Below are 26,226 nucleotides of genomic sequence, written 5' to 3'. Positions count from 1 at the left end.
CTTGGTAGGCTGTAGCAACCATTTGACAACGGAGAATGGCAGAGATGACATCACTGATACAACTGTCCCAGTCCGCCGCTGAATTCCAAATTACAAAGTGGCTGCAGCTTTCCGAGGGGCGCTGGCGCTCAGAGCGACGCTACTACACGCTGCCAGATGGAGAAATCCAGGAAGTGGTCACATTGCTCACCATCCAGTTTCTGGAAGCGGGAAGTCCGGAACTCGTGCAGCTTGTGAAGCTCCACGAGATTGAAGAGCAAACCCTCACCTGCGGTGCGCTTGTCAGCTGGGACAGCACCAGTGCAGTGTCCAATCGCCAGCAGTCTGCCGGTTCAACTCTATTTGGGGTGATGGGCAATATAATGTATCGCGATCGCGGTTTTGCCACCAAAAACCCGGTACAGGCTCGGTTTTACATGTCCAATCCCCAGACCTTGTGCTTGCGGACAGAGTACAATGGCTCTGTGTTTGAGGAAGAAATCAAACACATTGGCTGCAATTACCGCACGCGACAAACGATCGTGTCTCGGGCGGGCGAACAGCTGATGATCGGTCAGTATCTGGAAAAACGCATTAAGTAAAACGTGTACCGACGGTCTTTTCTAGTGGGAGCCGGCACCGTAGCTCTGGGGCAGCTGCTGGCAGGGTGTGGTGGCCAAAACCAACCGGCACTGAGCGTGCGGCTGCTAAAAGGTTCAGTGCCCTCCCTTGTATTGAGTAAATTTCGCAAACAGCTGGGGCAACCGGCAGCTTTGGACTTCAAAGCCGAGCCGCAGTTGAAAGATTTGTTCGCTCAGCTGCAAGCTATGCACCGGCAGCCCAAGGCCGGTGCGTTGCCGAAATCCAGCTGGCCCTTCCAGATTCCCTGGACGGCGGCTGCTAGCACCGGGATTCCTGACTTGGTGACTCTGGGGGATTACTGGCTAGCGAAGGCAATTGAGCAGAAACTGATTCAGCCCCTGACACCGGCACAGCTGCCAGGGTGGGAGAGGTTGCCGAGCCGGTGGCAGATGCTGGTGAGGCGCAACGACTCTGGTCAAATCGACAAAAATGGCCAAGTCTGGGCGGCACCCTACCGCTGGGGCACTGTGATGATTGCGTATCGCCGCGACAAGTTCAAGTCTGCCGGTTTGCAACCCCCCCAAGACTGGGACGATCTCTGGCGTCCGGAACTGGCGAGGCTAATTTCTCTGCCCGACCAGCCCCGGGAAGTCATTGGACTGACGTTAAAAAAACTTGGCAAATCTTATAATACCACAGAACTGGATAAAGTTCCTGAGCTGAAAAAAGAACTCCTCAGCTTGCACCGGCAAGTGAAATTATACAGCTCTGACGCTTATTTGCAACCCCTGATTTTGGGAGATACTTGGCTAGCCGTTGGCTGGTCGAGCGATTTGCTGCCGGTGTTGCCGCAGGAACCGACAATAGCGGTGGCGGTGCCGCAGTCTGGGACATCGCTGTGGGCGGATTTGTGGGTCGCGCCCAATCGTGCCGGTGAGAGTTCCACCGGCGCGTTGCCGCACAAGTGGATAGAATTCTGCTGGGAGGAAAAAATTGCGGCACTGCTGTCTTTGCAAAGCTTCGCCGCCTCGCCGGTGTTTGCCGGCACAACTGCAGCTGAGTTGCCGAAACAGTTACAAAAGAACGAGCTGCTTGTACCCGATGCCAAAATTCTCGACAAGAGTGAATTCCTGCACAATCTGCCCGATGCGGCGGTTGAGCAGTACCGCTCGCTGTGGAGGGAAATCCGTTTGAGTTGATTGATTGATGGGAATAAACCGCTCCTGAGCCAAGGACGCCAAGAGAAGGAAGAAGAAAGGTTTGTAGTTGGGCTTTAGCCCAAAAGTTCGTAGTTGGGCTTTAGCCCAAAAGTTCGTAGTTGGGCTTTAGCCCAAAAGTTCGTAGTTGGGCTTTAGCCCAAAAGTTCGTAGTTGGGCTTTAGCCCAAAAGTTCGTAGTTGGGCTTTAGCCCAAAGGTTAGTAGTTGGGCTTTATAGCGATTTTATATGAGTGAGGAGCGTAAACCTCCGGAGATCGCCTCACTTATATGAAAACGCTATAGCCTGACAGCGTAAACCTGGCCCCTTTTGAAGAAGGGTTTTTACGGATTCCCTGAAAAACCGGCACTGCCGGCGGATTCCAGACAGATGCGGCAAACGGGTTCGCCAGAGGAGCCGGTGCAGGTGTATGCGGCTAGGAATGTTCCGCGCTTGTGGAAAACCCTGACGTTGTAGCGGTAATCTCGGGAGACTAAACCGAACTCGTTGACAAATCGGTAGCGCTCCAGATAGTTGAGCAAGCTCCAGAATTGCCGGTTGACGATCAGGTCCACGCGCCCCCGCGCCTCACCGGCACCTGGATACGCCAGCCAGTTCTGCAGCAGCTTGCCTGCAAACTGGTCTTTTGCCCACCAGAGACTGGGCACAGTCAGCCCCCGCTCGGAAATCGTCTCGGCGGTTATCACGCCTGGTGGCGGTGAGGGGGCTTTTGGATCTAAAGCGGTTAAATCCAAGGGAGCGGTGCTGGGGAGGGGCGCAAGGCACATATTCTCGACGGTTTGCGCCAGAGATTCCGGCTCAATGCCGGTGGCGGATTGCTGTGGCAGCCCAACCGCCAAGACGAGCGAGCTGAGGCACAGTGGCCATAGAGGTGCCGGCCAATTTTGGCGTCTGGACTTTGGCTTGGCAGTTTTCACAGCAATCTAAACTCTCAAATCTGTTGGCAGGGGGCGGCTTCCAGTACCATCTTGCCACGGCTGCCGGCCAACAGCCACAAGCTTGACTGTGGGGCATGGCGCATGGGGCATGGGGCATGGGGCATGGGGCATGGGGCATGGGGAAGATTTACACTTGCGCTCAAAGCGCACGGCGCAAAGCGCCTGCGCGAGAAATCAGCAGTGCGAGCGTGCGTGCGTGCGTGCCCAGCGCCCAAGTGGCCAATGCCCATTGCCGAGCGCCCTTTCTTTACATAAACTTTAAATAGTGACCGTTGACAGATATCTACCCTGAGAAGTAGACTAAATATGTGGCAAGATAGATGACACAGAGTTAACGGGTTCAAGGCCCTAACCACACCCATCGAACTTCTGTCAAGGGGGTTGCCGGTGCTACAGGGAAGTGTGTGGCAGTTCGGAAAGGCCAGAAACACAAATGTTGGCCCGTTGGCGAACCCACTGGCGAAAAGCGTCTGCAGTCTGATCGCTGCCGCCCTTTTGGCCGGCAGTCCGCCGTACTGCCGGTTTGGCAGTCTTGTTTGAGATTGTGCCTTAAATTGGGGATGCATTTATAGAGTTGGCATCGCGCAGCACTGCCTGCCGGTGGCACTCATGCAACTGTAATCCGCTTGAGTATTTAGAGCTAGTGGCTCTTGTTTACCAGGAGCCATGTTAGGGGTGTGTTGAAACAAAAGGCTGTCCTTGATAAATCTCGGATGGCTTGGTTTTCCCGTGAGTCAATTGGCCTTGTTTAGGGCTTGGAGAGCCAGTCGCAAATTCACCTCGCTCCTTTACTTTAACAGTCAGGGAATACGCCAGACGGCCAGACTTGTCAGCGGCAAGGTCAAGAAACTATAAAGTTTCTGTAAAGGGGATTGACATCAAGATCGGGGGTGGTTAGGGTAGAGGATGTGTGAGAACCAGACAAGTTCAGCAAGAGGAAGGGGAGAATAGCTAAAAGTGTGTTTCGCATGCAAGCGCTACCCGGAAGTGGCCAGGAATAAAAAGGAGGAAATAGGTGTCAGAAACACCCATCCTGTTATCCGAAAGCGGTAGGATAGAAGATATAAAAGATAATTTTTGGGAGCTGTGGCAGCAAGAGTGGGAATCTCTTTACCGCTGCTGTCTTATGCAGATGGGGAACAACCTAACCTTGGCTGAGGATGCCCTAAGTCAGGCGATGCTGAAAGCTAGGGAAAAGGTACAGGCCGGTGCCGATCGGATTGCGAACTTTAAAGCTTGGGTCAGAACGCTGACTCGTAACCACGGTACAGATATCTTGCGCTCTCTGGGAAGGGAGGCGAAGAGAACTCAGAGCCTAGACGCCTTACCCTGTCTTGGGGATGAAGTTCTAGTCAGCCAGGATGAAGAATTAGAGCCTGCCGCTAAGCGGCAGGCTCGCGATAAAATTTTGGGGGGGGCAATTGATGAGTTGCCTCCGGGGCTGCGCGAGCCGATTCGGTTGCACTACTCTCAGGAGAAGTCTTATCTAGAAATTGCCCTTGAGCTTGGGATTAGCTACAAGAATGTGCGCAAGCGCATGTCGCAGGCGCGGGCAATTTTGAAAGAGAAGTTGAGGGAGTTTGTGGGGGAGGAAGATGGGCTTCGTCCGGAACCTCGAAAACGGGGGAAGTCCAAGAAGCGCTCGCTGCGAGCACCGGCTGTTGGGGAAAGTTTGCCCTGGATGCTGCCGGTTGGAAGTGGGGAGCCGGTGGGTGCGGAGGCTTCTGAGCAGGCTTGTGCAGATAAGGAGTTGGGTATTGTTGCCGATTCGCAACCTGTGGGGGCGGCGGTTTCTGTTGCACCGGCTTCTTTTGAGGCGTTGGAAGAGGAGCCATTAGGGATTGTTGCCGGTGGGGAACCAATGGCTGGGCTTTCTGCTGTGCCGGTGGTGCCTGCTCCAGGGGAGACTTGTTTAGATTTGGAGTTGGGGATTGCTGCCGGTGGGGAACCTCTTTTGGGGTGGACAATCCTCGCAGCCCGGCACCCACACCTTCTCGCCGGTTGTGGGACAGGGGGGAGGACAGGCGGGAGGCCGGTCCTACGCCGAGAGATGGGGACAGGGGGGAGGACAGGGGGGACGCCGGTCCTACGCCGAGATATGGGGACAGGGGGGACGCCGGTCCATAGTCCAGACGTTGGCGCATCTATCTCAGATGGGCACCTGGGCCAGAAACAGCCACACGCCGGTGTGCGGGAGATACGGTGGCTTTTTGGACTGTGCTGGAGGGTTTGGGCGGACAGTGGGGGGTGTTGGCTGTCTTCCATCTGAACAATAGGTGGGGAAAAATTGGCTTTGAATCAGTGTTTAGCATTGGTGGCGCGAGCGCTTTTGTTGGAGTGCAAATCGCGGGATTTGGCATGCGAAAAAATGCGCGATCGCTTAGAACACGGACGTAGGACAGGCGTCTCGCCTGTCACTATCCCTACTAGCAAGTGAGATGCCTTGTCCATTACTGAGCTGTCTATTGCTCTAGCAATGGAGAGTTCAGGAATGGACAGGGAATCTCGCAGCATAACATAAGCCGGTGGGCTCAGCAGGCACTTGCGGAGATGGGGACAGGCGTGATGCCGGTGACTGCGAGGTATGGCCTCCATGTCTAATGTCGGAAACCCTTTGGCTAGTCCTATAGCAAGTGGCGAATTCACAAATTGCCTGACAAAAACGTCTAGCTAATAGAAGCGTGAAGCACCGGCTATAGCTCAGGCTGTAGCGGGGGGGAGCGTTTCTCGTAACGCCGGTCAATTGACCGGAGAAGTTATCTATTTCCCGGATGATGGCCGTCAGGAATGGACAGGGAATGTCGCAGCAGAACATAAGCCCGCTCGGTAGGCACACCGGAGATGGGTACAGGCAAAATGTCTGTCGATGAATGGCCACCATGTCTAATGTCCAAAACGATTTGGCTAGCGCTCTAGCAACTGCTGAATTCACAAATTGCCTGAGCCAACCGTCTAACTAATAGAAGCGCACAGCACCGGCTATAGCTCTAGCTGTAGCGGGGGCGAGCGTTTATCGTAACGTCGGCCAATTGACCGGAGAAGTTATCTATTTTCCGGATTATGGCCGTCAGGAATGGACAGGGAATCTCGCAGCGTAACATAAGCCGGTGCCCTCAGCACGCACTTGCGGAGATGGGGACAGGCTTGATGTCAGGCGAGGTATGGCCTCGGGAGCATCCCGTTTTTGCAGATACACCCTGGCGATTGAAAGATGGTGTTGGCGAATTCGTGAGGGGTTAGACCTCTGGCTAGTTCGTCGGCGATTAGCCCAGGTTCCTGGCGATTGGAAATCGCGGCTATACAGACGAAGCCCGCCTTCGCGGGCTAAGAGTAGATCGATCCTCTCACAATCTGCGCAGTTTTTCCTCCTGCAAGCTTGAGCTGGGAACGAGGAAATTTGGGTGTGGGGTCTTACCCTACATCAATTCGCCAACAGTATCTTGAAATCGCGGCTATACAAACAAAGCCCGCCTGCGCGGGCTAAAAGAACCTGTATCCCCTCTCGACCTCCTGGGAAGAGGCGGATAAAATCTCTCTAGCCGACACTCTTTCAGCCGGAATACAAAAGTGGGATGCTCTCTATGGCCTCAATGTCTAATGTCCGAAACGATTTGGCCCGTGCTCTAGCAAATGCTGAATTCACAAATTGCCTGACAGAAACGTCTAGCTAATGGAAGCGCACAGCACCGGCTCGCTCGCCGGCGAGCAGGGGTGAGCGCTTATCATAACGCCAGCCAATTGACCGCAGAAGTTATCTATTTCCCGGATTATGGCCGTGACTAGCTTTAAGAAAAATACCTATCTGCAAGACAATCCTGACGAAGAGCAGCAACTGTTACAGCGGCTGGCTGCCGGTGACATCCGTGCCTTCTGGCCACTCTGGCAAAAGTACCGAGACTACCTGTTTCGTTGCTGTCTCCGTTGGAAGAACGGCAACAAAACGGAAGCGGAAGACCTGCTGAGTCAGGCGGCGCTTAAAGCTTGGGAAAAGATGCAAAAGTTCGCGGGAAAAATAGCTAACTTCAAATCTTGGGTGACGGTGCTGGTTCGTAATTTCTGGCTCGATATGCAGCGTCGCCCTTGTGCGAACCAAGTTGAGGATATAGAAGTGTATGCGGAGCGAGAGGAGCTAGGACTGGTTTCTGTTGACGACACACCGGCAAGCGCCTTGGAGCGGGAAGATCAAAAGATGGTGATTCGCCGCGCTATTGATGAGTTGCCGGCCTTGATGCGCGATACTTTTATGCTACATTTTTATGAAGAGCTGTCTCATCAAGAGATAGCCGAAAGGCAAGAGATTTCCTACCAGACTGTCTGCAAGCGCATCTCGCAGGCGCGGGCCATTCTGGCAAAGAAGTTGCGGGGATATTTTATCGGGGAGGATGGAACGGAACCAGCTACAGCCAAGGTGCCGGCAAAACCAGCTAAGTCCAAGAAGGCGGCTCAGAAGGCTGCTCAAGTTGAACCGATTCTGCCTGAGACTGTGATATTATTGGAACAGTTGGAGGAATCTGAAGAGCTGTCTCATCAAGAGATGGGGAACCGGCAAGAGATTTTTGGCCAGAATGTGGGAGAGCGCATCTGTGAAGTGCCGGCAATTCTGGAAGGGGAGGATGGGACAATAATGGAATTGGCGGTGATGCCGGTGGGAAGAGAGCCGGCAATTGAGGAAATGTCCCAGGGGAATGCGGGAGTTGCGCCGGTTGTGGGGGTGCCGGTGATTCTATCTGTTGCGGTGGCGGAGGTGGAGTGTGTTGCCGGTGAGGAGTTGCCGGTGGTTGCGGTATCTGTGGGGGATTCTGAGTCGGATTCTGTGGCGGCGACCTTGGATCGGGAAGATAAAATGGTGATTCGCCGCGCTATTGATGATTTGCCGGCCACGAGGGGCGAGACTTTTATGCTAAATTTTTATGAAGGACTGTCTCATCAAGAGATAGTCGAAAGGCAAGAGGTTCCCTACCAGAATGTCTGCAAGCGCATTTCCCAGGCGCGGGCCATTCTGGCAAAGAAGTTGCGGGGATATTTTATCGGGGAGGAGGGAACGGAACCGGCTACAGCCAAGGTGCCGGCAAAACGAGCTAAGTCCAAGAAGGCGGCTCAGAAGGCTGCTCAAGTTGAACCGATTCTGCCTGAGACTGTGATATTATTGGAACAGTTGGAGGAATCTGAAGAGCTGTCTCATCAAGAGATGGGGGAACCGCAAGAGATTTCTGGCCAGAATGTGGGAGAGCGCATCTGTGAAGTGCCGGCAATTCTGGAAGGGGAGGATGGGACAATAATGGAATTGGCGGTGATGCCGGTGGTTCCCGAGTTGGGAATTGAGGAAATGTCCCAGGGGAATGGGGGAGTTGAGCCGGTTGTGGGGGTGCCGGTGACTCTATCTCTTGCGGTGGCGGAGGTGGAGTGTGTTGCCGGTGAGGAGTTGCCGGTGGTTGCGGTATCTGTGGGGGATTCTGAGTCGGATTCTGTGGCGGGGAGTTCTGGGGGGAGGTTATCCGAATTTAGTTTTATCGGGAAGCCGGTAGTAGGGCCATTCTCTCGGTGGCTGCACTGTTTCGGTGGTTCGCAGCTGTTTTATGGTATAAGGGAATTGGTGTTGGAAGTCAGGGGTGAGTGGTGCCGGTGGGTTGAGCCGGTGGTGTGGGGCGACAATGGGTGCCGGTGGGAACGTTGCGGGAGAATGTGCGATTATTGCGCTCTCTTCCTTGGTATTGTTCTCTATAAGCGCTTTTGATGAGTGTTAAGGAAGTAGAAGCTCAAGAAATTGCTTTTTTTGGTTGAATTTGAGACTAACGGGTGCGATCGCGGTTAGGAGAGTTGAGAATGAGGAAAAAATTCCAAATCTAAAATGTCAGAAATGGCTTTCAGGAAGCGTCCTTAATATGGTAAGTAAGATATTTAACGAGAAAGGAAGAGTATCATGGCAGAGAGTATAGAACTAAGCAACGCAGTGCAGATCGGAGTTGTAGAAAAGATTGGTTTATATACATTGTATGCCAATCTAGTTGGAACGGGATCAACGAAACCACAAAGTGTCATTGTAGACATTACTCCGCAGGTAGGGAGCATGAATAGTTTTACATTATCGCAAGCAAACGGCTACAAGCAGGGATTGCAAAATGCAGGAGGGAGTTACACAGTACGACTAACCACAACCCTTCCAGCAACATATACAGTGAGTGTATATTTCCAGTAAATCGAGAATAAGTGATCGCGTCTCTTTTTTGTGGGATGCGCTCGCTTTTTGGTTGAGTTGGAGATGAAGAGGTGTGATCGCGGTTGGTAAAGTTTGGGATGAGGGGGCGAGCGCTTTTCTTGTTTGTGGTAAAAAATGACTTGTTTTGCTCAAGGTCTCAAAAATTAACTAAACATAAAAATTTATTCAGCAATTCCTGTTTAGTTCCGTCTTTAAAGTAGGAAAATTTCCAAATAAAGGATCAAGAGGACAGACGAATGCACGAAAAAAATAGACCCGCCGACGGCCCCTCAGACCCTAAAGATACCCATGCCGATGGGGGGGAAACCGACCAGGGTAAAAAAAACAAAAGCACCGAAAATTCTTCCCCTTCGGCACAAGGAGCTAATCCAAATAAGGGATCAAATAAGGGATAAAACTTGATGTTTGAGATAGAGGAAGCATGGAGGCTGATATAGTTGGTATATCAGGGATAATGCTTCTTCTATTACCCCAAAGCTCGCTCTGTTAAATCAGCCAAGTAACCTTTAAGAAGGAATTGATTGTATCTAATCAATTTCCTTTTGAATAGAAGCCAGAAAAAAAGCGAATAAATTTTGAGAGATTGAACTCATGTCAGCCGAAATCAAAGTTACCATTGAAAATGGTAAATCGAGAATTTTCTTGATTCAGGAAGAACAAGAAGCAACAGCAACACTTGACGATCTCCGAAAAAAAATCAAAGAAAAGCAGTGGGATGCGGCAGGTAGTCACTTCCACTTCCTCAAAAACGGAGCTGAGATAGAGCCAGGAGATGAATCTGAATATAAACTATCAACCTTTCAAAAGGACGGGGCCATAGAGGTAGTAGTCTTACCTGACAACACGGAAAAGCAACAGAAGGCAAAAGAAGAGCAGGAAAAGGCAGAAAAGCAACAGAAGGCAGAAGAGCAACAGAAGCTCGCCGAAGAACAAAGGAAAGAAAAAGAGCAACAGAAGGCAGAAGAGCAAAAGAAGACCTCCGAAGAGCAAAAGGCGAAAGCAAAAGAGTCTATGGAAGCAGCCAAAGCTGCTCAAAAGGAACTGGAAGTTCCCAAAGCAAATATTAACCCTGATGAAAAGCCCAACTGGGAAAAAGAGAAAGCACCTACCCCTTTGTCTCTCGACAAAGGTGACAGCTATGAAACAGGCGAGAAGGGAATTTATTCTAAGCTGGGGTGGAAGGAGTTAAAACCAGTGTTGGATACTTTTAAATGGCCTAAAGCTTTGAAGGTTACTTCAGAAGGTCTAGAGCCTGTTAACCGAGCTGGTGTTAAGCTAACTCAACCTATATCCGAAGAAGATGTAGAGAATGAAGTTCAAATCAGTGACCAAAGTGAGGCTTACTACACTGAATGGGAAAAACAAGCTTATAAGCAGCTCTCTAAGAGTGTCAGTGCCTCTATTGGAATTCCTATTCCTCAGTTGAGTGCATCGCTGGGCTTAAGTGCTAGTTACGGAACCAGCTCAGCATCCTCTACGCTCAGCAAAAATACTCACTTGTTTCTGGTGGCACAGCGTCTCGTACAGAAGACGAAAGTGATTCTCAAAAAGGATACTATACAGATAACCGATGAGTTTAAAGAGCGCGTAGAACGCGCCCAAGACCTTGCTTCATTGCGGCAAGTATTTCAAGAATACGGCTACTTTGTTCCAACCACGTATATCATCGGCGGCAAAATCATAGCCGAAAAGTCGGAAACCTTTTCGGGGCAGGCGGATATAACGGCTGAGGTGAATTCTTTCGGAGCGGGTTTTAGTGCGGATTTGAATAAGGCAGGATTTACCGCAAGCGCAAGTGGTGGTTACAAGAGTGAGAGCGAAAATAAAAATTCAGAGAAGAGCATTGAGAGTTACAGCCAAGTTATAAAGCAGTTGAAAGGGGGAGACGAAGCGCTAATTAACGATGGCGCAAAATGGCTCAGCTCGCTAACTGTCGATAAGTGGCAGATAGTCGGGTATGAAGACTTGAAGCCGATTACCGATTTTCTGGACAAGACACTGAAACAGAAATGCGAGGAAATCCTTTCTATTCCCACTCCTTGGCTCGAAGTTATGTATGTGGGACCTGAGCATTTGGTGAAAGACGGTGATGACACTGGTAGTAAAGCAAGCCGGGATTTGACAGTTTACAAACCGAGTGTTGATTCTGGGTGGTACTGGGTAGGTCAATATGCTCAGGGCGATCACAATAAACCTACCGGACAAACAATTATCGTGAAACCTCTTAAACCTGATGCAGTGAAACCGCCAACTCGTTTTGAGCAGATTTGGACTGACAAAGGTTCTGGTAACTCAAAAGATTACTCCTGCTGGAAACCAATTCCGCCTGTAGGTTATGTTGCATTGGGTCACATCATGCGTTTGCAGAAAGATAACTATAATGAGCCTTCTGGGAATGAAATTAGCGGGTTGGTCTGCGTGAAGAGTGACTTGGTTTCTCGTGCTGCTCTCGCAACATACTCGCTCTGGGATGATAAGGGAACCACGGCATCAAAGGATTGTAGTCTTTGGGCTATTAAGCCTAAGCCTGGGGATGTAAATTCAGTTATCGATGCGGGAACTTTCTACGGGGAACCTGCTAAAAGCGATAACCGTCCACAAAATCCAGAAGCTTACTGCCTCAAAAAAGACGTGGTAATCGTTAACCGAGAGAGAGGAGAGAAAGACCAATTATCTGCTGGAGGAAGCTTAAATCCGGGTGAGAAGCTGACATCAAGCAACCGAATATTTCGGCTAGAATATCAGAAAGATGGCAACTTAGTCGTTTACAAATTAGAGACTCCTTTATGGGCAACAGGTACCAATGGTAAACCTGTAGGGCAGACTCGCTTCCAAGATGATGGTAATTTGGTAATTTATGACCGTAACGACCATGCTATTTGGGCAATTGGAAAGTACGAATCTCAATACCAAGGAAGCCAACTAATCATGCAGGATGATGGAAACTTGGTGGCTTACGATAAAGATGGCAAACCCTACTGGGCAAGTGGAACCACCCAGTATATCACCTAGCCTACAGCTATAGCGTTTTTGTAAAGTACGCTGGAATTATCCAGAGAAGCCGTGGTTATATTCAGCAACGGCTTCTCTAAATTAAGAGGTAGTGCGCTTAAATAAGTCTTGAGTTTACCTCCCTTGGCACATTCCTCAAGCGCGGTCGCCCTCTATCTTTTTTAAAATTGATACAATTTTGAAGAAGTAGAGAGTGCGGTCGCACCCTTAGTTTTATCGCTCGTTGGTTGGGTTAAGCTACCGTATTTAAAACACCCAGAAAGCAACATTTATCACTTTACCTATAACCCCAGAATACCTTCCAAACAAAATATGCCACTTCCGAATGATGCCATCACCCCTAGCTCATCAGGCCAGCAAGCTTTATGGTTTCTCTACCAGATCGAACCCGGAAGCGTTGCTTACAACATTTTTAAGACAGCGATAATTCGCTCAGACATAGACATTACAGCTTGGCAACGGGGATGGCAAAAGATTGTGGACGCCATCCGATTATCCTAAATTATTATTTATAATAGTTGCGAAGGAAAACGTTTTAAAAATATTCAGGAACAGCTAGAAGCCCGCCCTCGAATCAAACAGCTTTTTTATTTGATGGTAATTACAGCCAATAAAATGTCAATTTCTTGAGCTAAAAACTCTTAAATATTTCCAGAAATATACTCCAGCGTTATTTTATGAATGACCAAATTATAAACCGTTAAAATTCAGCCATTAATCCAGAAACTCAACTTTCTGGCCACCGGCATTTGACAGAAGCCGAACGGCATAAAATATTAAACGAGTGGAATAATACAACCACACAATATCCCCACGATCGCTGCATTCACCAGTTATTTGAAGAGCAAGTTGAGCGAGCGCCCGACGCTGTGGCGGTAGTATTTGAAGGGGAACAGCTCACCTATCGGGAATTAAACCGCCGTGCCAATCAACTCGCCCACTACCTGCACAGCTTGGGTGTAGGGCCAGAAGTATTGGTGGGCATCTGCGTAGAGCGTTCCTTTGAGATGATTGTGGGAATTTTGGGCGTCCTGAAAGCCGGTGGCGCTTACGTTCCGCTTGACCCCACATATCCTAAAGAGCGCTTGGCCTTCATGCTGGAAGATTCTTCTGTGCCGGTGCTGCTGACCCAAGAAAAGCTAGTGGAGAAACTCCCCACACACTCCGCACGTGTTATCTGCTTAGACTCAGATTGGGAAGAAATTGCTTTTCACAGCTCAAATAACTCTTCGAGCGGAGTAAAGCCAGAAAACTTGGCCTACGTTATCTACACCTCAGGGTCTACAGGAAAACCCAAAGGCGTTTTAATTGAACACAGATCGCTAGTCAATTACACGACGGCTGTGAGTGCTGAATATGGAATAGAGGAGTGCGATCGCGTTTTGCAGTTTGCCTCTATTAGTTTCGATGCCAGTGCCGAAGAAATCTACACCGGCCTGACTTCGGGTGCGACACTCGTATTGCGAACCGACTCCCTGCTGGATTCAGTTGGTGTATTTTTGCAAAAGTGTAGCGATTTTAAAATAACTATACTGGCGCTGCCAACAGCTTACTGGCACGAACTGTCCGCCATATTAAGCCAAGAACAATTCGTATTCCCACCGTCAATTCGCTTGGTTAGCATTGGGGGAGAAAAAGCGCTTTCCGAAAAATTGAAAAGCTGGATTGAGCGTGTGGGGCAACAAGTGCGTCTGGTAAATGTTTACGGCCCTACAGAAGCCACTGTCGGGACAACGATCTGCGAGCTATCAGCAGCCGAGGCCACATTGAAGGAGTTGCCGATTGGGCGTCCGATTGCTAATGTCGAAACCTACATCCTGTATCGAAATGGGCAGCCTGTACCCATCGGCGTTGCGGGTGAGTTGCACATCGGAGGCGCTGGTTTAGCTCGGGGCTATCTCAACCGTCCGGATTTAACCGCTGAGCGATTCCTTTGTAACCCCTTTAGTGATTCTCCCTCTGAGCGCCTCTACAAAACAGGGGACTTAGTTCGCTACCTGCCCGACGGCAATATCGAATACCTCGGTCGGATAGATGACCAGGTGAAAATTCGCGGATTCCGCATCGAACCCGGCGAAATTGAAGCGGTACTGAGCCAGCATCCTGGTGTCAGAGAGACTGCGGTCATCGCCAGAGATTTCGTTACAGGCGACAAGCAACTGGTGGCTTACGTTGTCCCACATCAGCAACCGGCACCCGCAATCAGTGACCTGCGCCGTTTTCTTAAAGACCAACTGCCAGATTACATGGTGCCGGGTGCTTTTGTGATGCTGGATGCACTGCCTCTGACACCCAACGGCAAGGTAGATCGCCGCGCCCTACCCGCACCCGACCCAATTCAATTTCAACTGCAAAATAATTTTGTCGCATCTCGCACCCCCATCGAAGAAATTCTTGCAGGAATCTGGGCTCAAGTGCTGGGACTGCAGCGGGTTGGTATCTTCGACAACTTCTTCGAGTTAGGGGGACATTCCTTGAAAGCGACTCAAGTCATCTCGCGAGTGCGCCAGACTTTTCAGGTGGAGTTGCCTCTGCGCTCTCTGTTCGCATCTCCTACGATTGCCGGCTTGGCATTGAGCTTGGAGTCAGCGCGTCGAGAAGCACTTGGCTTGCAGGTTCCCCCCATCCAATCCGTTTCTCGCAATCAAGATTTGCCCCTGTCCTTTGCCCAGCAGCGCTTGTGGTTCCTAGACCGGTTGGTGCCCAACAGCTCTTTATACAATGTTCCCGAAGCTTTTCGCTTGAGTGGAAACCTCAACGTAGCTGCTTTGGAGCGGAGCTTGGACGTTCTTGTCAAGCGGCACGAAATTTTCCGCACGACATTTACTGTGGCAGACGGGTTCCCCGTCTTGGCAATCGCGCCGAAAGCCAATTTCACCCTGCCGGTGGTAGACTTGCGAGAGCTTCCTGAAGGCGAACGAGAAGCCAAAGCGCTGAAGTTGGTAACTGAGGCAGCTGGGGAGCCTTTCCACCTGGAAGTTGGGCCATTATTGCGGTGCCAACTTTTCCAACTCAACGAAGAGGAATACATATTCCTGGTGGCGATGCATCACATTATCACTGATGGGTGGTCAATAGGTGTATTTTTCCGCGAACTGACAGCACTCTACGAAGCTTTTAGCGCCGGTGCTACCTCGCCGCTAAAAGAACTGCCCGTACAATATGCAGACTTTGCCGTTTGGCAGCAGCAGTGGCTGTTGGGTGAAACAATAGATGGCCAGCTGGCTTACTGGAAGCAGCAATTAGCAGGAGCGCCAGCTGTGCTGAATCTGCCAACCGATCGTCTGCGTCCATCCGAGCAGACTTTCCGAGGTGCTATTCAGCCATTTTCATTACCCAGGCCTTTATCAAAAGCACTCCTTGCCCTCTCACATCGCCAAAGCGCCACTCTGTTTATGACGCTTCTGGCAGCTTTTCAAACGCTCCTCTCCCGCTTATCCGGGCAAGATGATATTCTGGTGGGTTCGCCGATTGCTAACCGCCACCTCGCAGAAATCGAAGGGCTAATTGGCTTTTTTGTCAATACCTTAGTGCTGCGGACAGACCTCGGCGGAAATCCCACTTTTGAAGAGTTGCTTGGCAGAGTCCGGGAAGTGGCGCTCGGCGCATACGCGCATCAAGACCTGCCTTTTGAGCAGCTAGTAGAGGCATTGCAGCCAACGCGAGACTTAAGCCACACGCCTCTGTTCCAGGTGATGTTTGCGCTCGACGATGCTTTGGTGCCTTCTGTGGAGTTACCTGACTTAACTGTAAGTCCACAAGCCGTGGAAACCGGCACGGCGAAATTCGACCTGACCCTATCAATGGAGAATACGGCTTCTGGATTGATGGGAGTGTGGGAATACAATACTGACATCTTTGATGAGGCCACCATCGCTCGGATGGCGGGACATTTCCAGACCTTGCTGGAAGCAATCGCAGCCAATCCAAAACATAAAATTTCTGAATTGCCCCTGCTGACACCAGCAGAGCGACAGCAGCTATTAATCGAGTGGAACAACACTTGGGCTGAGTATCCCCAGGATAAGTGTGTCCATCAGCTATTTGAGGAGCAAGTTGAGCGAGCGCCCGATGCTGTGGCCCTAGTGTTTGAAGGGGAACAGCTCACCTATCGGGAATTAAACCGGCGTGCCAATCAACTCGCCCACTACCTGCAAAGCTTGGGTGTGGGGCCAGAAGTATTGGTCGGTCTGTGTGTGGGGCGTTCCTTTGAGATGATTGTCGGAATCTTGGGCGTCCTGAAAGCCGGTGGAGCTTACGTTCCGCTAGACCCTGCTTACCCGCAGGAGCGCTTGGCCTTCATGCTGGAGGACTCCTCTGTGCCGGTGCTGCTCACCGAGACGCAACTGGTCGAATTACTTCCCCCAAACTCTGCGTGTGTTGTCTGTCTGGATGGGGACATAGAAAAAATTGCTGTCCACAGCTCGGATAACCCCAGCAGCTCTGTCATCCCAGATAACCCCGCCTACCTTATCTACACGTCAGGGTCTACAGGCAAGCCCAAGGGCGTCTTATTGGCGCACCGGGGGCTGTGTAACCTGGCCACATCAACGATTCAGTTATTCGGCGTACAGCCAGACAGTCGCATTCTTCAGTTCGCTTCTTTTAGCTTCGATGCATCGGTTTGGGAAATTTTCATGGCTATTGTGCCTGGAGCGACACTGGTACTGGCCAAGCGAGATTCCTTAATGCCGGGGCCTGCTTTGATGGAGCTGTTGCGCGATTGTGCCATCACGACTGTCATCCTACCCCCCTCAGTTTTGGCGGTTCTGCCTGCCCTTGAGTTGCCGGCATTGCAGACAGTTATCGTCGGCGGAGAAGCCTGTCCTCCTGACCTCGTGGCGCGTTGGGCTGGGGAGCGCCTGTTTTTCAACGCTTACGGGCCAACAGAAGCCACTGTCTCCGCCACCGTTGCCCTTTGCAATGACGGAAATCAGAAACCGCCCATAGGACGTCCCATCGCTAACACCCAAGTTTATATTCTCGACACTCACAACCAACCCGTTCCGATTGGAGTGCCAGGAGAACTCCATATCGGTGGCGTTGGTTTGGCCAAAGGCTATCTCAACCGTCCCGATTTGACTGAAGCAAAATTTATTTCCAATCCCTTCAGCAATGAACCTGGTTCTCGCCTTTACAAAACCGGCGACCTAGCCCGCTATCTACCAGACGGCAACATCGAATACCTCGGTCGCATTGACAGCCAGGTAAAAATACGCGGATTCCGCGTCGAACTGGGCGAAATTGAAGCGGCATTAGTCCAACATCCTGACGTGCGAGAAGTGGCAGTTATTTGCCGAGAAGACACACCTGGCCTCAAACGCCTCGTAGCTTATGTCGTCTCCAACCTCATCCCAGAGCGCATCCCTTATCACAGTGAATGCCAACTAGAAGTAGACGATAACACCATCTACCTCCATACAGAGGATATCTCCACCGGCGGCGTTGCTCTGGTGGGCGTGCCAGCTCTTGATAAAGGTAGCCGCGTCCGCTTGCACTTGCAACTGCCTGGGGAGGCAGAACCGCACTGGCTTTCTGGGACAGTCGCCTGGTCGCACCCACCACAGGCTGGGGTTCACTTTAATCTTACACCTGCCGAACAGGCATTAGTTGACCAAAGCGTAGCCTATCAGTTGGACACTCAAGAGTTGTGGAAAACTTTGCAGCGCACGCTGAGTAGTTCCCTGCGCGATTACCTGAAACAAAAACTGCCAGACTATATGGTTCCCAGCGCTTTTGTGCTGATGAAAGCGCTGCCGCTGACACCTAACGGAAAGGTAGACCGCCGCGCCCTACCGGCAGCAGATAGCTTCCACAACCAACTGGAAGACAAATTTGTCGCCCCTCGCACACCGACTGAAGCGAAACTGGCTGCTGTCTGGGCTGAAGTCCTGGGATTAGAAAGGGTGGGCATCAATGATAATTTCTTTGAAATGGGAGGACATTCCCTGCAAGCAGCGGCCCTGGTATCTAAGCTGTCAGTAGAGATGAACCTTAAATTTTCAGTCAAGCTTCTATTTCAGCACCCCACTATAGCTGAATTAGCCGAAGCCATCGAGCCCCTGCTCGCCACAGATCCATCTGTCAATCGAGAAACCCTTCAACCCAAAGTTGAAAAACCCATGACCGCCTCTTTGCCCCAAACCACAGACTCCTCTCCATTTTTTAAGCGAGAGCAGCGCTCCTTGCTCTCCTTGTTTGCTGTAGGCAAGATAGCACCCGTTGATTCAGCCGCTCTGGGTTATATTCCCCTCTCCTTCCTAAAAGCAACCAGCTTGCCTCGCCAGGAAATTCTTCAAAATTGGTTTGGCAGCCTTCCCATGTGGGATGCTGTTATGCAGACTAAATGGGGTCGAATAGCGGGACTAACCCTCCCTATATTTGAGGATGAACTGTACAGCGATCCGCAGAAACTCTTGCGAGGGGTTGTTGAAGCTTTGGAAATGGCAGGGCGACTCGGTGCTAAAACTGTTTCCTTAACGGGGTTGATTCCCTCGGCAACGGATTACGGTCGTGCGATTGCCAAAGCTATTGAGGGGCGTAACGACTTACCGGCAATCACTACGGGACACGCTACAACCTGCTCTACTGTTGTCCTAACGATTAAGAAAATTTTACAGGTTAGCAACCGTTCTCTAGAGCGAGAGAAAGTAGCTTTCATCGGTTTGGGTTCGATTGGGATTAATAGCCTGCGCCTGATGTTAAAATGCTTGCCACATCCCAAATCAATTATCCTCTGCGATATTTACAGTAAACTGGAATCACTCCAAAATCTTCAACGGGAACTGAGCGGTGATTTAGGGTTTCGAGGTTCCCTCCAAATAGCGACCTCTTCATCTTCATCTGAACTGCCGCCGGAAATCTACGACGCTACCTTAATAATTGGCGCTACCAACGTACCAGATATTCTCGACATCGAGCGAGTGAAACCGGGCACTTTAATTGTCGATGATTCTGGCCCACACTGCTTTTCTCCAGAACAGGCGATTAAGCGCTTTGAGAAACAGAAAGATATTCTGTTCACCGAAGGTGGAGCGCTTCACGCACCTGACCCGATAGAAACGGTCATTTACGTGCCCGAATCGATAAAAAATAACATGGACGAAGATTCATGGTCAGCCTATTTTGAGCCTGTCAATCCTCTGAACATCATGGGATGCGTCATGTCCAGTCTCCTCTCTTCTCGTTTTGAGGATATGGAGCCGACTGTAGGATTGCCCAATCTGGAAAATTGCGTGCAGCATTATCAAGGTTTAGAACGGTTGGGCTTTCAGGCAGCCGACCTGCATTGTGAGGGCTATGTGTTGCAATTAGATCCAAACCACCCGCAAAATAGCAAAAATTAGGTATCATGCGCAGTCTTAAGAATTTTCGATCCTTTACAGGTGGAATGGGTGTTTTTCTTCTCGTCTGGTTCGGACAACTGATATCCCTGATTGGGTCGGGTCTGACTAACTTCGCATTAGGAGTGTGGGTGTACCAGCGTACAGGTTCAGTCACCCAATTCTCCCTGATTTTGCTATTTGCCATGCTGCCCAGTATCCTGATTTCCCCGGTAGCCGGCGCAATAGTTGACCGATGGAACCGGCGATGGTGCATGATTCTGTCTGACTCCGGGGCGGGCTTAACTACGGTGGCGATCGCTTTATTACTCGCCACCGGCAGCCTTCAAATCTGGCATATTTACCTCACCGTCAGTCTGAGTTCTGTCTGCAAAGCCTTTCAGTTGCCCGCTTACACGGCTTCGACCTCTTTATTGGTGCCGAAAGAACACCTACCTCGCGCCAGCGGCATGGTTCAGTCAGGAGAAGCGTGCGCCCAGCTAATCTCTCCACTGCTGGCTGGAGTTTTGCTTGGAATTGTCCAGCTTCAAGGTGTCATTTTTATTGACTTTGCCACTTTCCTGTTTGCCGTAACAACCCTGTTGCTCGTTCGTTTTCCTGACGCTAAAACTTCTGCTGTTCCAAAAGAGGGGACAACTTCTTTCTGGCAAGAAGTAACTTACGGCTGGACTTACATTGCTATTCGACCCGGACTGTTAATGCTGCTGATTATATTTGCAGTGGATAACTTTGTTTTTGGACTGGTTGAGGTTTTGCTCACACCTCTGGTCCTATCATTCGCTTCTATTACCGTTCTCGGAACCATTCAATCCATCGGTGGTGCCGGGATGCTGTTGGGCAGTTTTTCTATGAGTTTGTGGGGAGGATCTAGACCTTTAATTAGTGGCGTATTTGCTTTCGATTTTCTCTGTCATTTGTGCATATTGTCATTGGGCTTACGCACTGACGCCGCCCTTTTTTCCCTGGCTAACTTCATCTTTTTCTTCAGCCTGCCGCTCGTCAATGGCTGTTCTCATGGGATTTTACTCCGAAAAGTTCCTCCCGATATTCAAGGCCGGGTCTTTGCCACAATCCAAATGATTTGTTTTTCGTGCATCCCCCTCGCTTATGTTGTAGCCGGCCCTCTAGCAGACCGAATCTTTGAACCTTTAATGGCAGCTGACGGTTTCTTGGCAGGAAGCGTCGGACAAATCATTGGCGTGGGGCCAGGTCGTGGCATTGGCCTGCTATTTATTACGATGGAAGTGCTAGCCATACTGATAACTTTTGCCGCCTATCGATATCCTCGCTTGCGGTTTATAGAAGACGAACTGCCCGATGCAATTTAGGTATATCGCAGGACAGGAAATGCCTGTCCCAATATCCAGAAGTTCTTCCTTCGTGCAACGGCTTTGTAAGCGCAGCATTCCGGCGGAAGTCCATTCCTGAGCTGTCCATTGCGATGTTTCCTGCTTTCGCGAGTCGTACAGCCAGAAAATCGAGTTAAATCATATGATGCAGTCAATAATTTTTTAACTTACTTCAGGAGCCAAAAAAGTGTCGCAGTTGCAACAAGCCCCTAATACAGCCTCTCACCGGCAACTTCCAGTCGTTAACAGCTACAACGAATGGGACCCTCTCCAAGAAGTCATCGTCGGTCGCATAGAGGGCGCGGCGGTTCCTCCATTAGAACCGGCACTACTCACTAACTCTTACCCCAGCAACTTGTGGTTTTTCCAAAAGTATGCCGGTCAACCTTTTCCTCACGAACTCGTAGGAGCAGCTGCCAAAGAATTAAACGACTTTTGTCGAATTTTAGAAGCCGAAGGTGTCACCGTGCGACGCCCCAGCATCATCGACTTTACCCAACCTTACAAAACTCCTGATTTTGAAGCCAGCGGTTTCTATGCCGCCATGCCTCGCGATGTCCTCATCGTCGCCGGCAACGAAATTATTGAAGCCCCAATGGCATGGCGCTCGCGCTACTTTGAATACCGCGCTTACCGTTCTTTGATGGTGGAATACTTGCGGCGGGGAGCGAAGTGGACAGTGGCTCCCAAGCCTTCCATGTCTGACAAATTCTATGATGCTGAATTTGCCGAAAAACCCGTTCAAGAGCGCTACGCCCTCACTGAAAAAGGGCACTTTGTAACCCGAGAGACTGAACCTTGCTTCGACGCCGCTGATATTGTCCGCTTTGGGCGAGATTTTTTCGTGCAGCGCAGCCACGTCACGAACAAAATAGGAATAACCTGGCTCAAACGGCATCTGGGCGACAAATTTCGGGTACATGTGATCAATTTCCCCGACTTCAACCCCATGCATATTGACGCCTCTCTAGTCCCCCTCCGCCCCGGATTAGCTTTAATTAATCCCGCTAGACCTTGCATTGAAAAGGAGCTTTTCAAAAAAGCCGGATGGGATTTAATCGAGGCTGCTCCCTCCACCCTCCCCGAAAATTGGCCTATGTATATGTGCAGCAGTTGGGTGTGCATGAATATCTTGAGTTTAGACCCCGAAACAGTAGTTGTGGAAAAGCAGGAAGAACCGATGCAGAGCCTTCTCAAAGATTTAGGCTTCACAGTCATTCCGGTTGACTTCCGCCACGTCTACACTTTCGGCGGCTCGTTTCACTGCGTCACCTGTGACGTGCGGCGCGAGGGTCAACTAGAAGACTACGGCTTTTCTGACCCTCTGGAAGAAGATGAGTTGGACGAATAGCAGTCTCCTGCTAATTGGAAATATGATAGCAGTCGCCCTGCGGGGGCTGCTGTCACTCCTAGCCATGTGCTTTGATAATTCAAGTTCCAGGAGCGATAGCACCGGCATTCCTGCTTTTGCACTGCTTTGATAGCCTCCACCTCATCACAGATCGAGCGCGTCAGTTGCAACCACCACTCGCTCGCAGTGCCGCAGCTCTTTTTCGAGGAAGTCTAGCAATAGACAGCTCAGTCATGGACTTCCGCAGGAGCGCTGGGTTTACATTACACGAAGCACGCACTTCCAGATATTGGGACAGGTATTCCGGCTGTCCTGCGATATCTATTCGTGGGAACTATGTAGCTCCTAAAGAGCTTTTGTATGAAGCTTAAAACAGCTGGCATTGATGCGCTCTCTTTCTCAGGGTATCTGGGAAAGCCTCAGCTATTCCGGCAGAACTGTTAGGGATTAAACCGGCTGCCGCCGGCAGCGGTGCCGGTATTTTTCCGGGGGTGCATTCCAATGCGTGCAGCTAGGCAATTGAAGTCCTGGATTAAACTAATCAACTGCAGCCATCGACCTTGCAGGGGGAGCCGGTGCTGAGGCATTAGACGAAACACCGGCTGTCTGAATTTTCAAATTTGCGACTGCTGCCGGTGACTCAGCCGGCCCCACTTTAAGTATAACACGCCCTTGCTTCCTCCCAAGTCCGCGCCGGCGGACGAAATGTAAATCGAGCGTGAATTTCCAATCGCCGGTGTCTACTTTGCCACGCTCTCTAAAGTCCGCGTAGGCGGACTTTGTTTGTATAGCTGCGATTTCCAATCGCCGGGATATATTAGAGATGCGACGTGCAATCACCGGCATATATTTGCCCCGCAATTTCCAATTGCCGGTGTGGATTCGCCAAAATGTTCCGCCCCCAGCTATCACGGCTGACTCTGTTCTTCAATGCTGTCAGGAAAAAGAAGCCGGTTAAGCAGTAAAACTAGAGTGATTACCGCAGTCGATTTCCCACCATAAGAACTAAAACCCTAGGTTGTACAAAAACTATTCTATCCTAAAAAATCCCAGGCCGAACCGGCTTCACCCAGCAAGCCGGTCAGCAGACAGGTCTGGGGTTAGCCATCAGTTCCCTCACACCCTGGCCAGATGACCGGCGCGAGAGCGCCAGGAGATTCCCCATCTCCCGAATCAAGATCAACTATACTGAGAGAGTGCGGCCTTCCCACAACCGCAGCACCGATACCTAGTCGCGAGTTTTCCAGGACTTTCCCTAGAGCGCGAACCACTATCCCATGCAAACCAACACAGCAGTCACCACCACAGGAGATGGCCTTAAAACCATCCAGAGCATTTTTCACTGGCAGTCAAAAGAAGGGCGCGACAGCCATTGCTTGCTCCGCATCTATATTGACGAGAACTTGGGACGCGCCGCAGTCATTGCCTCAGAGTTGGACAGCAACCGGCACAACACACCAATCACCCGCGACTTCAAAGGACTTGCGAGCGCCGTAGCCCGCGCCCTAGGAGCAGAACTGGGCGTCCCTCGCTCGCAAATCACCTGGATTGTGCACTGTGGGGATTTCTCACAACCTCGCTCCTATGAAAATTTAGGGTTTCCCGATGAATTCTCTGTGGTAGATTTCCCAGAGTCGGGAACCGACAATGCAGAGGGAGAAGGTTCTTGGACTGTATTGAGAACCGCACAAATCCAGGAGATACTTGGCGGAATAACCCTCCCTCCTGTCGAGCGGGTTGTGGCAGAACTTAGAGGTCATTGAACCCTATGGCTCAGCTCAGGGGTAGAGACATACTGCTTGAAGTCAAACAGAGGTGTGCGCCCTTTCGAGAAACATTCGCCGGGAAAAGCCTTCTCATCATCCGATTCTCACCGCCCCCCGATCTCAATGACATCCAAAGAGCCAAGTATCGCGCTGCGGAAGTCTCAGCCGTCGAGAAGGTCAAGACCTTTTCTTTTCTTAACTGCGAGGTGGACTACCGTCTCCTATCTGAAAACACGACCCCGCCAGAATTTCGAGAAATTATAAGCAGCGCTAACTCTGACACAAATACGGTTGGGGCGATCGTGCAGAATCCTATCCCCAGGCTACTCATACCTGAGCTAGATGTGCTGTCACCAGAGAAAGACCTTGACTCTCTTCAAGAAAATCACCCGCTGTTCACAGCTTCGGCTACTTCAGAGGCTATCGCCCGTCTAGTTCAGTCTTTTACAGACGAAAATAGCCTCGTAGCAGTTGTAGGCGGACGGGGTTTTGTAGGTCGCGGCGCTGTCCGATTGCTAGAACAAAATGGCATCAATTGTTTGACGTTGGATATCGGAGACGACCTCACAAGAACCCTGGAAGCCGATATTGTCGTTTCAGCCACCGGACAGCCCGAACTGCTCGATGAGAGACATTTCAGACCCTATCACCGGCTGGTCATTGATGCCGGCTTTGTTCCCATTCAGAATAACGTCCTTGGCGATGTCAAGCGCTCCGCCTATGAGATCCCCCAAAACATCACGCCAGTACCGGGGGGTGTGGGACCGCTACAAATGGCTACTTTACTGGAGAGGCTAGTCACAGCAGTAACGGGTATAACCATAGAAAAATGGAGCTATCCAAATCAAACTTACTAGACAATTGTGCCTTTGTCCAGTTCCCGATCTCTCGTCTCTCGTTCCCAGGCAGAGCCTGGGAACGCAATCTGGAGGCTCTGCCTCCTTTCAACGGAAAAGCAGGTTAAAAGCCTCACAACTTATACAACCCTACTGCAAACTAGGGCTAAAGCCCAACTACAAACTTTGGGGCTAAAGCCCAACTACAAACTTTGGGGCTAAAGCCCAACTACGAATTTTTGGGCTAAAGCCCAACTACGAACTTTTGGGCTAAAGCCCAACTACGAACTTTTGGGCTAAAGCCCAACTACAAACCTTTGGGCTAAAGCCCAACTACGAACTTTTGGGCTAAAGCCCAACTACAAACCTTTGGGCTAAAGCCCAACTGCACAACTTTTGGGCTAAAGCCCAACTACAAACCTTGGGGCATCAACTACCCCCAAAGCCGGCGACCTTCTGGCCCTTTCAGCCGCTCGTGAGTGTCTTTCACCAAAGCTGGAATATCCAACTGTTCCGGACACCTGGGCAAACAGTCTCCACACTCAGTACACCGGCTCCCCTTCACCCCCGCAAACCAGTGACCGGCATTTTCAAACATCCGGTAGCGGTATTTGCCAAACTCCGTCATCTCATAAGCAACTGCCATATTGCGCAGCCGCAAAACTTCTGGTATATTAATCCTCTCAGGACACGGCAAGCACTCATAACACTGACTGCATTTGTCCGCGCCCAAAACCGCTGCGGCGTGCCCTTCCAAACGCTCAAACACTTCCGCTTCCGCCGGCACCAGCGGGCCATCGCGGTCAGCCACACTCAAGGGCCATTCCAGTTCCCCCGGATTCGCCGCCCCCAAGCTGAGAGTGCCGATCCGGGAATCGCTCAGCAAAAACCTGTAATTCAACTCCAGGGGCGAAAACGGGTGGCACAGCCCCTCCAGGGCTGCCGGTGGCGTGTACAGCTGTCCGCCCTTGTCTGCCGGTGAGATAATAAACACCCCCATGTCCTTTTGGCGGGCCAGCTCAACTGCCGGTGCGTTGCGCTGGAAAAAGTAGTAATAATGCAGATTGACAAATTCAAAGAAATCTGTATTAATAGCTGCCAGAATCACATCCAACGGTCCGTGGGTCGAAAAGCCCACATGTCTCACCCGCCCATCAGCGACAGCCTGCCGCACAGCTCGCATGCAGCCCCTCGGGGACAGCAGCAAGTCCAAGTGCTCCCGGGTATTGACCCCGTGGATGGCCAGACAGTCGGCACAGTCCAACCCCAGCCGGTCTAGGGACTCATCCAAGCACCGCTCCATCTCACCGGCATCTGCCACCGGAGGGATTTTAGTGGTGATATACAGATGCTCTCGCGGCACCGGCAGCCCAGCGGACAGAGCCGCACCCAGATACTGCTCGCTCTTCCCGTAGCCCCTAGCCGTTTCCAGGTGATTAATTCCCATAGAAACGGCTTGCCGCACCGTCAGAATCGCGTTGTGTTCCGATGCCAGGTAACGCATGCTTCCCAGGGAAAACACCGACAGGTGCAAATTCGTTTTGCCAAACCGGCGGTAGCGCATGTTTTAGGGATTTTAGATTTTGGATTTTAGATTCTAGATTCTCGCCACCAGTAGCCCTCCAAACGTCCCAATC

General features: G+C 50.9%; 16 protein-coding genes. 12 read left to right on the top strand and 4 right to left on the bottom strand.

Features of this window, described 5'->3' with window-relative positions; translation table 11 throughout:
• Positions 1-44: 44 nt before the first annotated feature.
• Together OSC10802_RS0111430 and OSC10802_RS0111425 are read left to right on the top strand one after the other, a co-directional pair.
• Complete coding sequence (locus tag OSC10802_RS0111430) at positions 45-581, top strand: phycobiliprotein lyase (protein ID WP_026098382.1); 537 nt, start codon at positions 45-47, stop codon at positions 579-581.
• A 3-nt stretch (positions 582-584) separates the two neighbouring features.
• Positions 585-1,760: an extracellular solute-binding protein gene (locus OSC10802_RS0111425; RefSeq protein ID WP_026098381.1), complete on the top strand. Its 1,176-nt coding sequence runs from the start codon at positions 585-587 to the stop codon at positions 1,758-1,760.
• Positions 1,761-2,100: 340 nt separating this feature from the next.
• Here OSC10802_RS0111425 and OSC10802_RS0111420 read toward each other — a convergent pair whose 3' ends face one another.
• Entirely contained in the window at positions 2,101-2,694 is a 594-nt protein-coding gene (locus tag OSC10802_RS0111420; RefSeq protein ID WP_017716902.1) for a hypothetical protein, read from the bottom strand.
• Positions 2,695-3,730: 1,036 nt separating this feature from the next.
• Here OSC10802_RS0111420 and OSC10802_RS44265 point away from each other — a divergent pair.
• On the top strand, positions 3,731-4,984 hold the full coding sequence (locus OSC10802_RS44265) for an RNA polymerase sigma factor (RefSeq protein WP_017716901.1): 1,254 nt from the start codon (positions 3,731-3,733) through the stop codon (positions 4,982-4,984).
• 29 nt (positions 4,985-5,013) lie between these two features.
• On the opposite strand, the gene OSC10802_RS49520 is transcribed toward OSC10802_RS44265, so the two are convergent.
• Positions 5,014-5,361 carry a hypothetical protein gene (locus OSC10802_RS49520; protein ID WP_155967579.1) on the bottom strand — a complete coding sequence of 116 codons (348 nt, stop codon included), beginning with the start codon at positions 5,359-5,361 and terminating at the stop codon, positions 5,014-5,016.
• Between the two features lie 1,123 nt (positions 5,362-6,484).
• On the opposite strand from OSC10802_RS49520, the gene OSC10802_RS44260 reads away from it, so the two are divergent.
• From OSC10802_RS44260 to OSC10802_RS39710, 7 genes are all read left to right on the top strand, one after another.
• Positions 6,485-8,449 (top strand): RNA polymerase sigma factor, encoded by a 1,965-nt coding sequence (locus OSC10802_RS44260; protein WP_017716900.1) that lies wholly within the window; start codon positions 6,485-6,487, stop codon positions 8,447-8,449.
• A gap of 186 nt (positions 8,450-8,635) precedes the next feature.
• Entirely contained in the window at positions 8,636-8,911 is a 276-nt protein-coding gene (locus OSC10802_RS49515) for a hypothetical protein (protein ID WP_155967577.1), read from the top strand.
• Between the two features lie 612 nt (positions 8,912-9,523).
• Positions 9,524-11,944 (top strand): Vps62-related protein, encoded by a 2,421-nt coding sequence (locus OSC10802_RS44255; RefSeq protein ID WP_017716898.1) that lies wholly within the window; start codon positions 9,524-9,526, stop codon positions 11,942-11,944.
• 312 nt (positions 11,945-12,256) lie between these two features.
• Positions 12,257-12,445, top strand: a complete 189-nt coding sequence (locus OSC10802_RS49510; protein WP_017716897.1) for a hypothetical protein — start codon at positions 12,257-12,259, stop codon at positions 12,443-12,445.
• A 248-nt stretch (positions 12,446-12,693) separates the two neighbouring features.
• Positions 12,694-19,290 carry a non-ribosomal peptide synthetase gene (locus OSC10802_RS39715; protein WP_017716896.1) on the top strand — a complete coding sequence of 2,199 codons (6,597 nt, stop codon included), beginning with the start codon at positions 12,694-12,696 and terminating at the stop codon, positions 19,288-19,290.
• A gap of 5 nt (positions 19,291-19,295) precedes the next feature.
• Positions 19,296-20,615 (top strand): MFS transporter, encoded by a 1,320-nt coding sequence (locus tag OSC10802_RS0111385; protein ID WP_369797071.1) that lies wholly within the window; start codon positions 19,296-19,298, stop codon positions 20,613-20,615.
• Positions 20,616-20,823: 208 nt separating this feature from the next.
• On the top strand, positions 20,824-21,987 hold the full coding sequence (locus OSC10802_RS39710) for a hypothetical protein (RefSeq protein ID WP_017716894.1): 1,164 nt from the start codon (positions 20,824-20,826) through the stop codon (positions 21,985-21,987).
• A gap of 537 nt (positions 21,988-22,524) precedes the next feature.
• Here the strand turns inward: OSC10802_RS39710 and OSC10802_RS49505 are convergent.
• Positions 22,525-22,899, bottom strand: coding sequence for a hypothetical protein (locus OSC10802_RS49505; protein WP_155967575.1), 375 nt, complete (start codon positions 22,897-22,899; stop codon positions 22,525-22,527).
• Positions 22,900-23,264: 365 nt separating this feature from the next.
• Between OSC10802_RS49505 and OSC10802_RS0111370 the strand changes: the two genes are divergently transcribed.
• On the top strand, positions 23,265-23,750 hold the full coding sequence (locus OSC10802_RS0111370) for a hypothetical protein (RefSeq protein WP_017716892.1): 486 nt from the start codon (positions 23,265-23,267) through the stop codon (positions 23,748-23,750).
• Positions 23,751-23,755: 5 nt separating this feature from the next.
• Entirely contained in the window at positions 23,756-24,610 is an 855-nt protein-coding gene (locus OSC10802_RS39705) for a tetrahydrofolate dehydrogenase/cyclohydrolase catalytic domain-containing protein (protein WP_017716891.1), read from the top strand.
• 412 nt (positions 24,611-25,022) lie between these two features.
• On the opposite strand, the gene OSC10802_RS0111360 is transcribed toward OSC10802_RS39705, so the two are convergent.
• Positions 25,023-26,153: an aldo/keto reductase gene (locus tag OSC10802_RS0111360; protein WP_017716890.1), complete on the bottom strand. Its 1,131-nt coding sequence runs from the start codon at positions 26,151-26,153 to the stop codon at positions 25,023-25,025.
• Between the last annotated feature and the right edge of the window lie 73 nt (positions 26,154-26,226).

The organism is Kamptonema formosum PCC 10802 (assembly GCF_000332335.1).
Lineage (GTDB): Bacteria > Cyanobacteriota > Cyanobacteriia > Cyanobacteriales > Oscillatoriaceae > Oscillatoria.
Note: the sequence above shows the minus strand (reverse complement) of the source record. Positions and strands in the feature narration are given on the sequence as shown.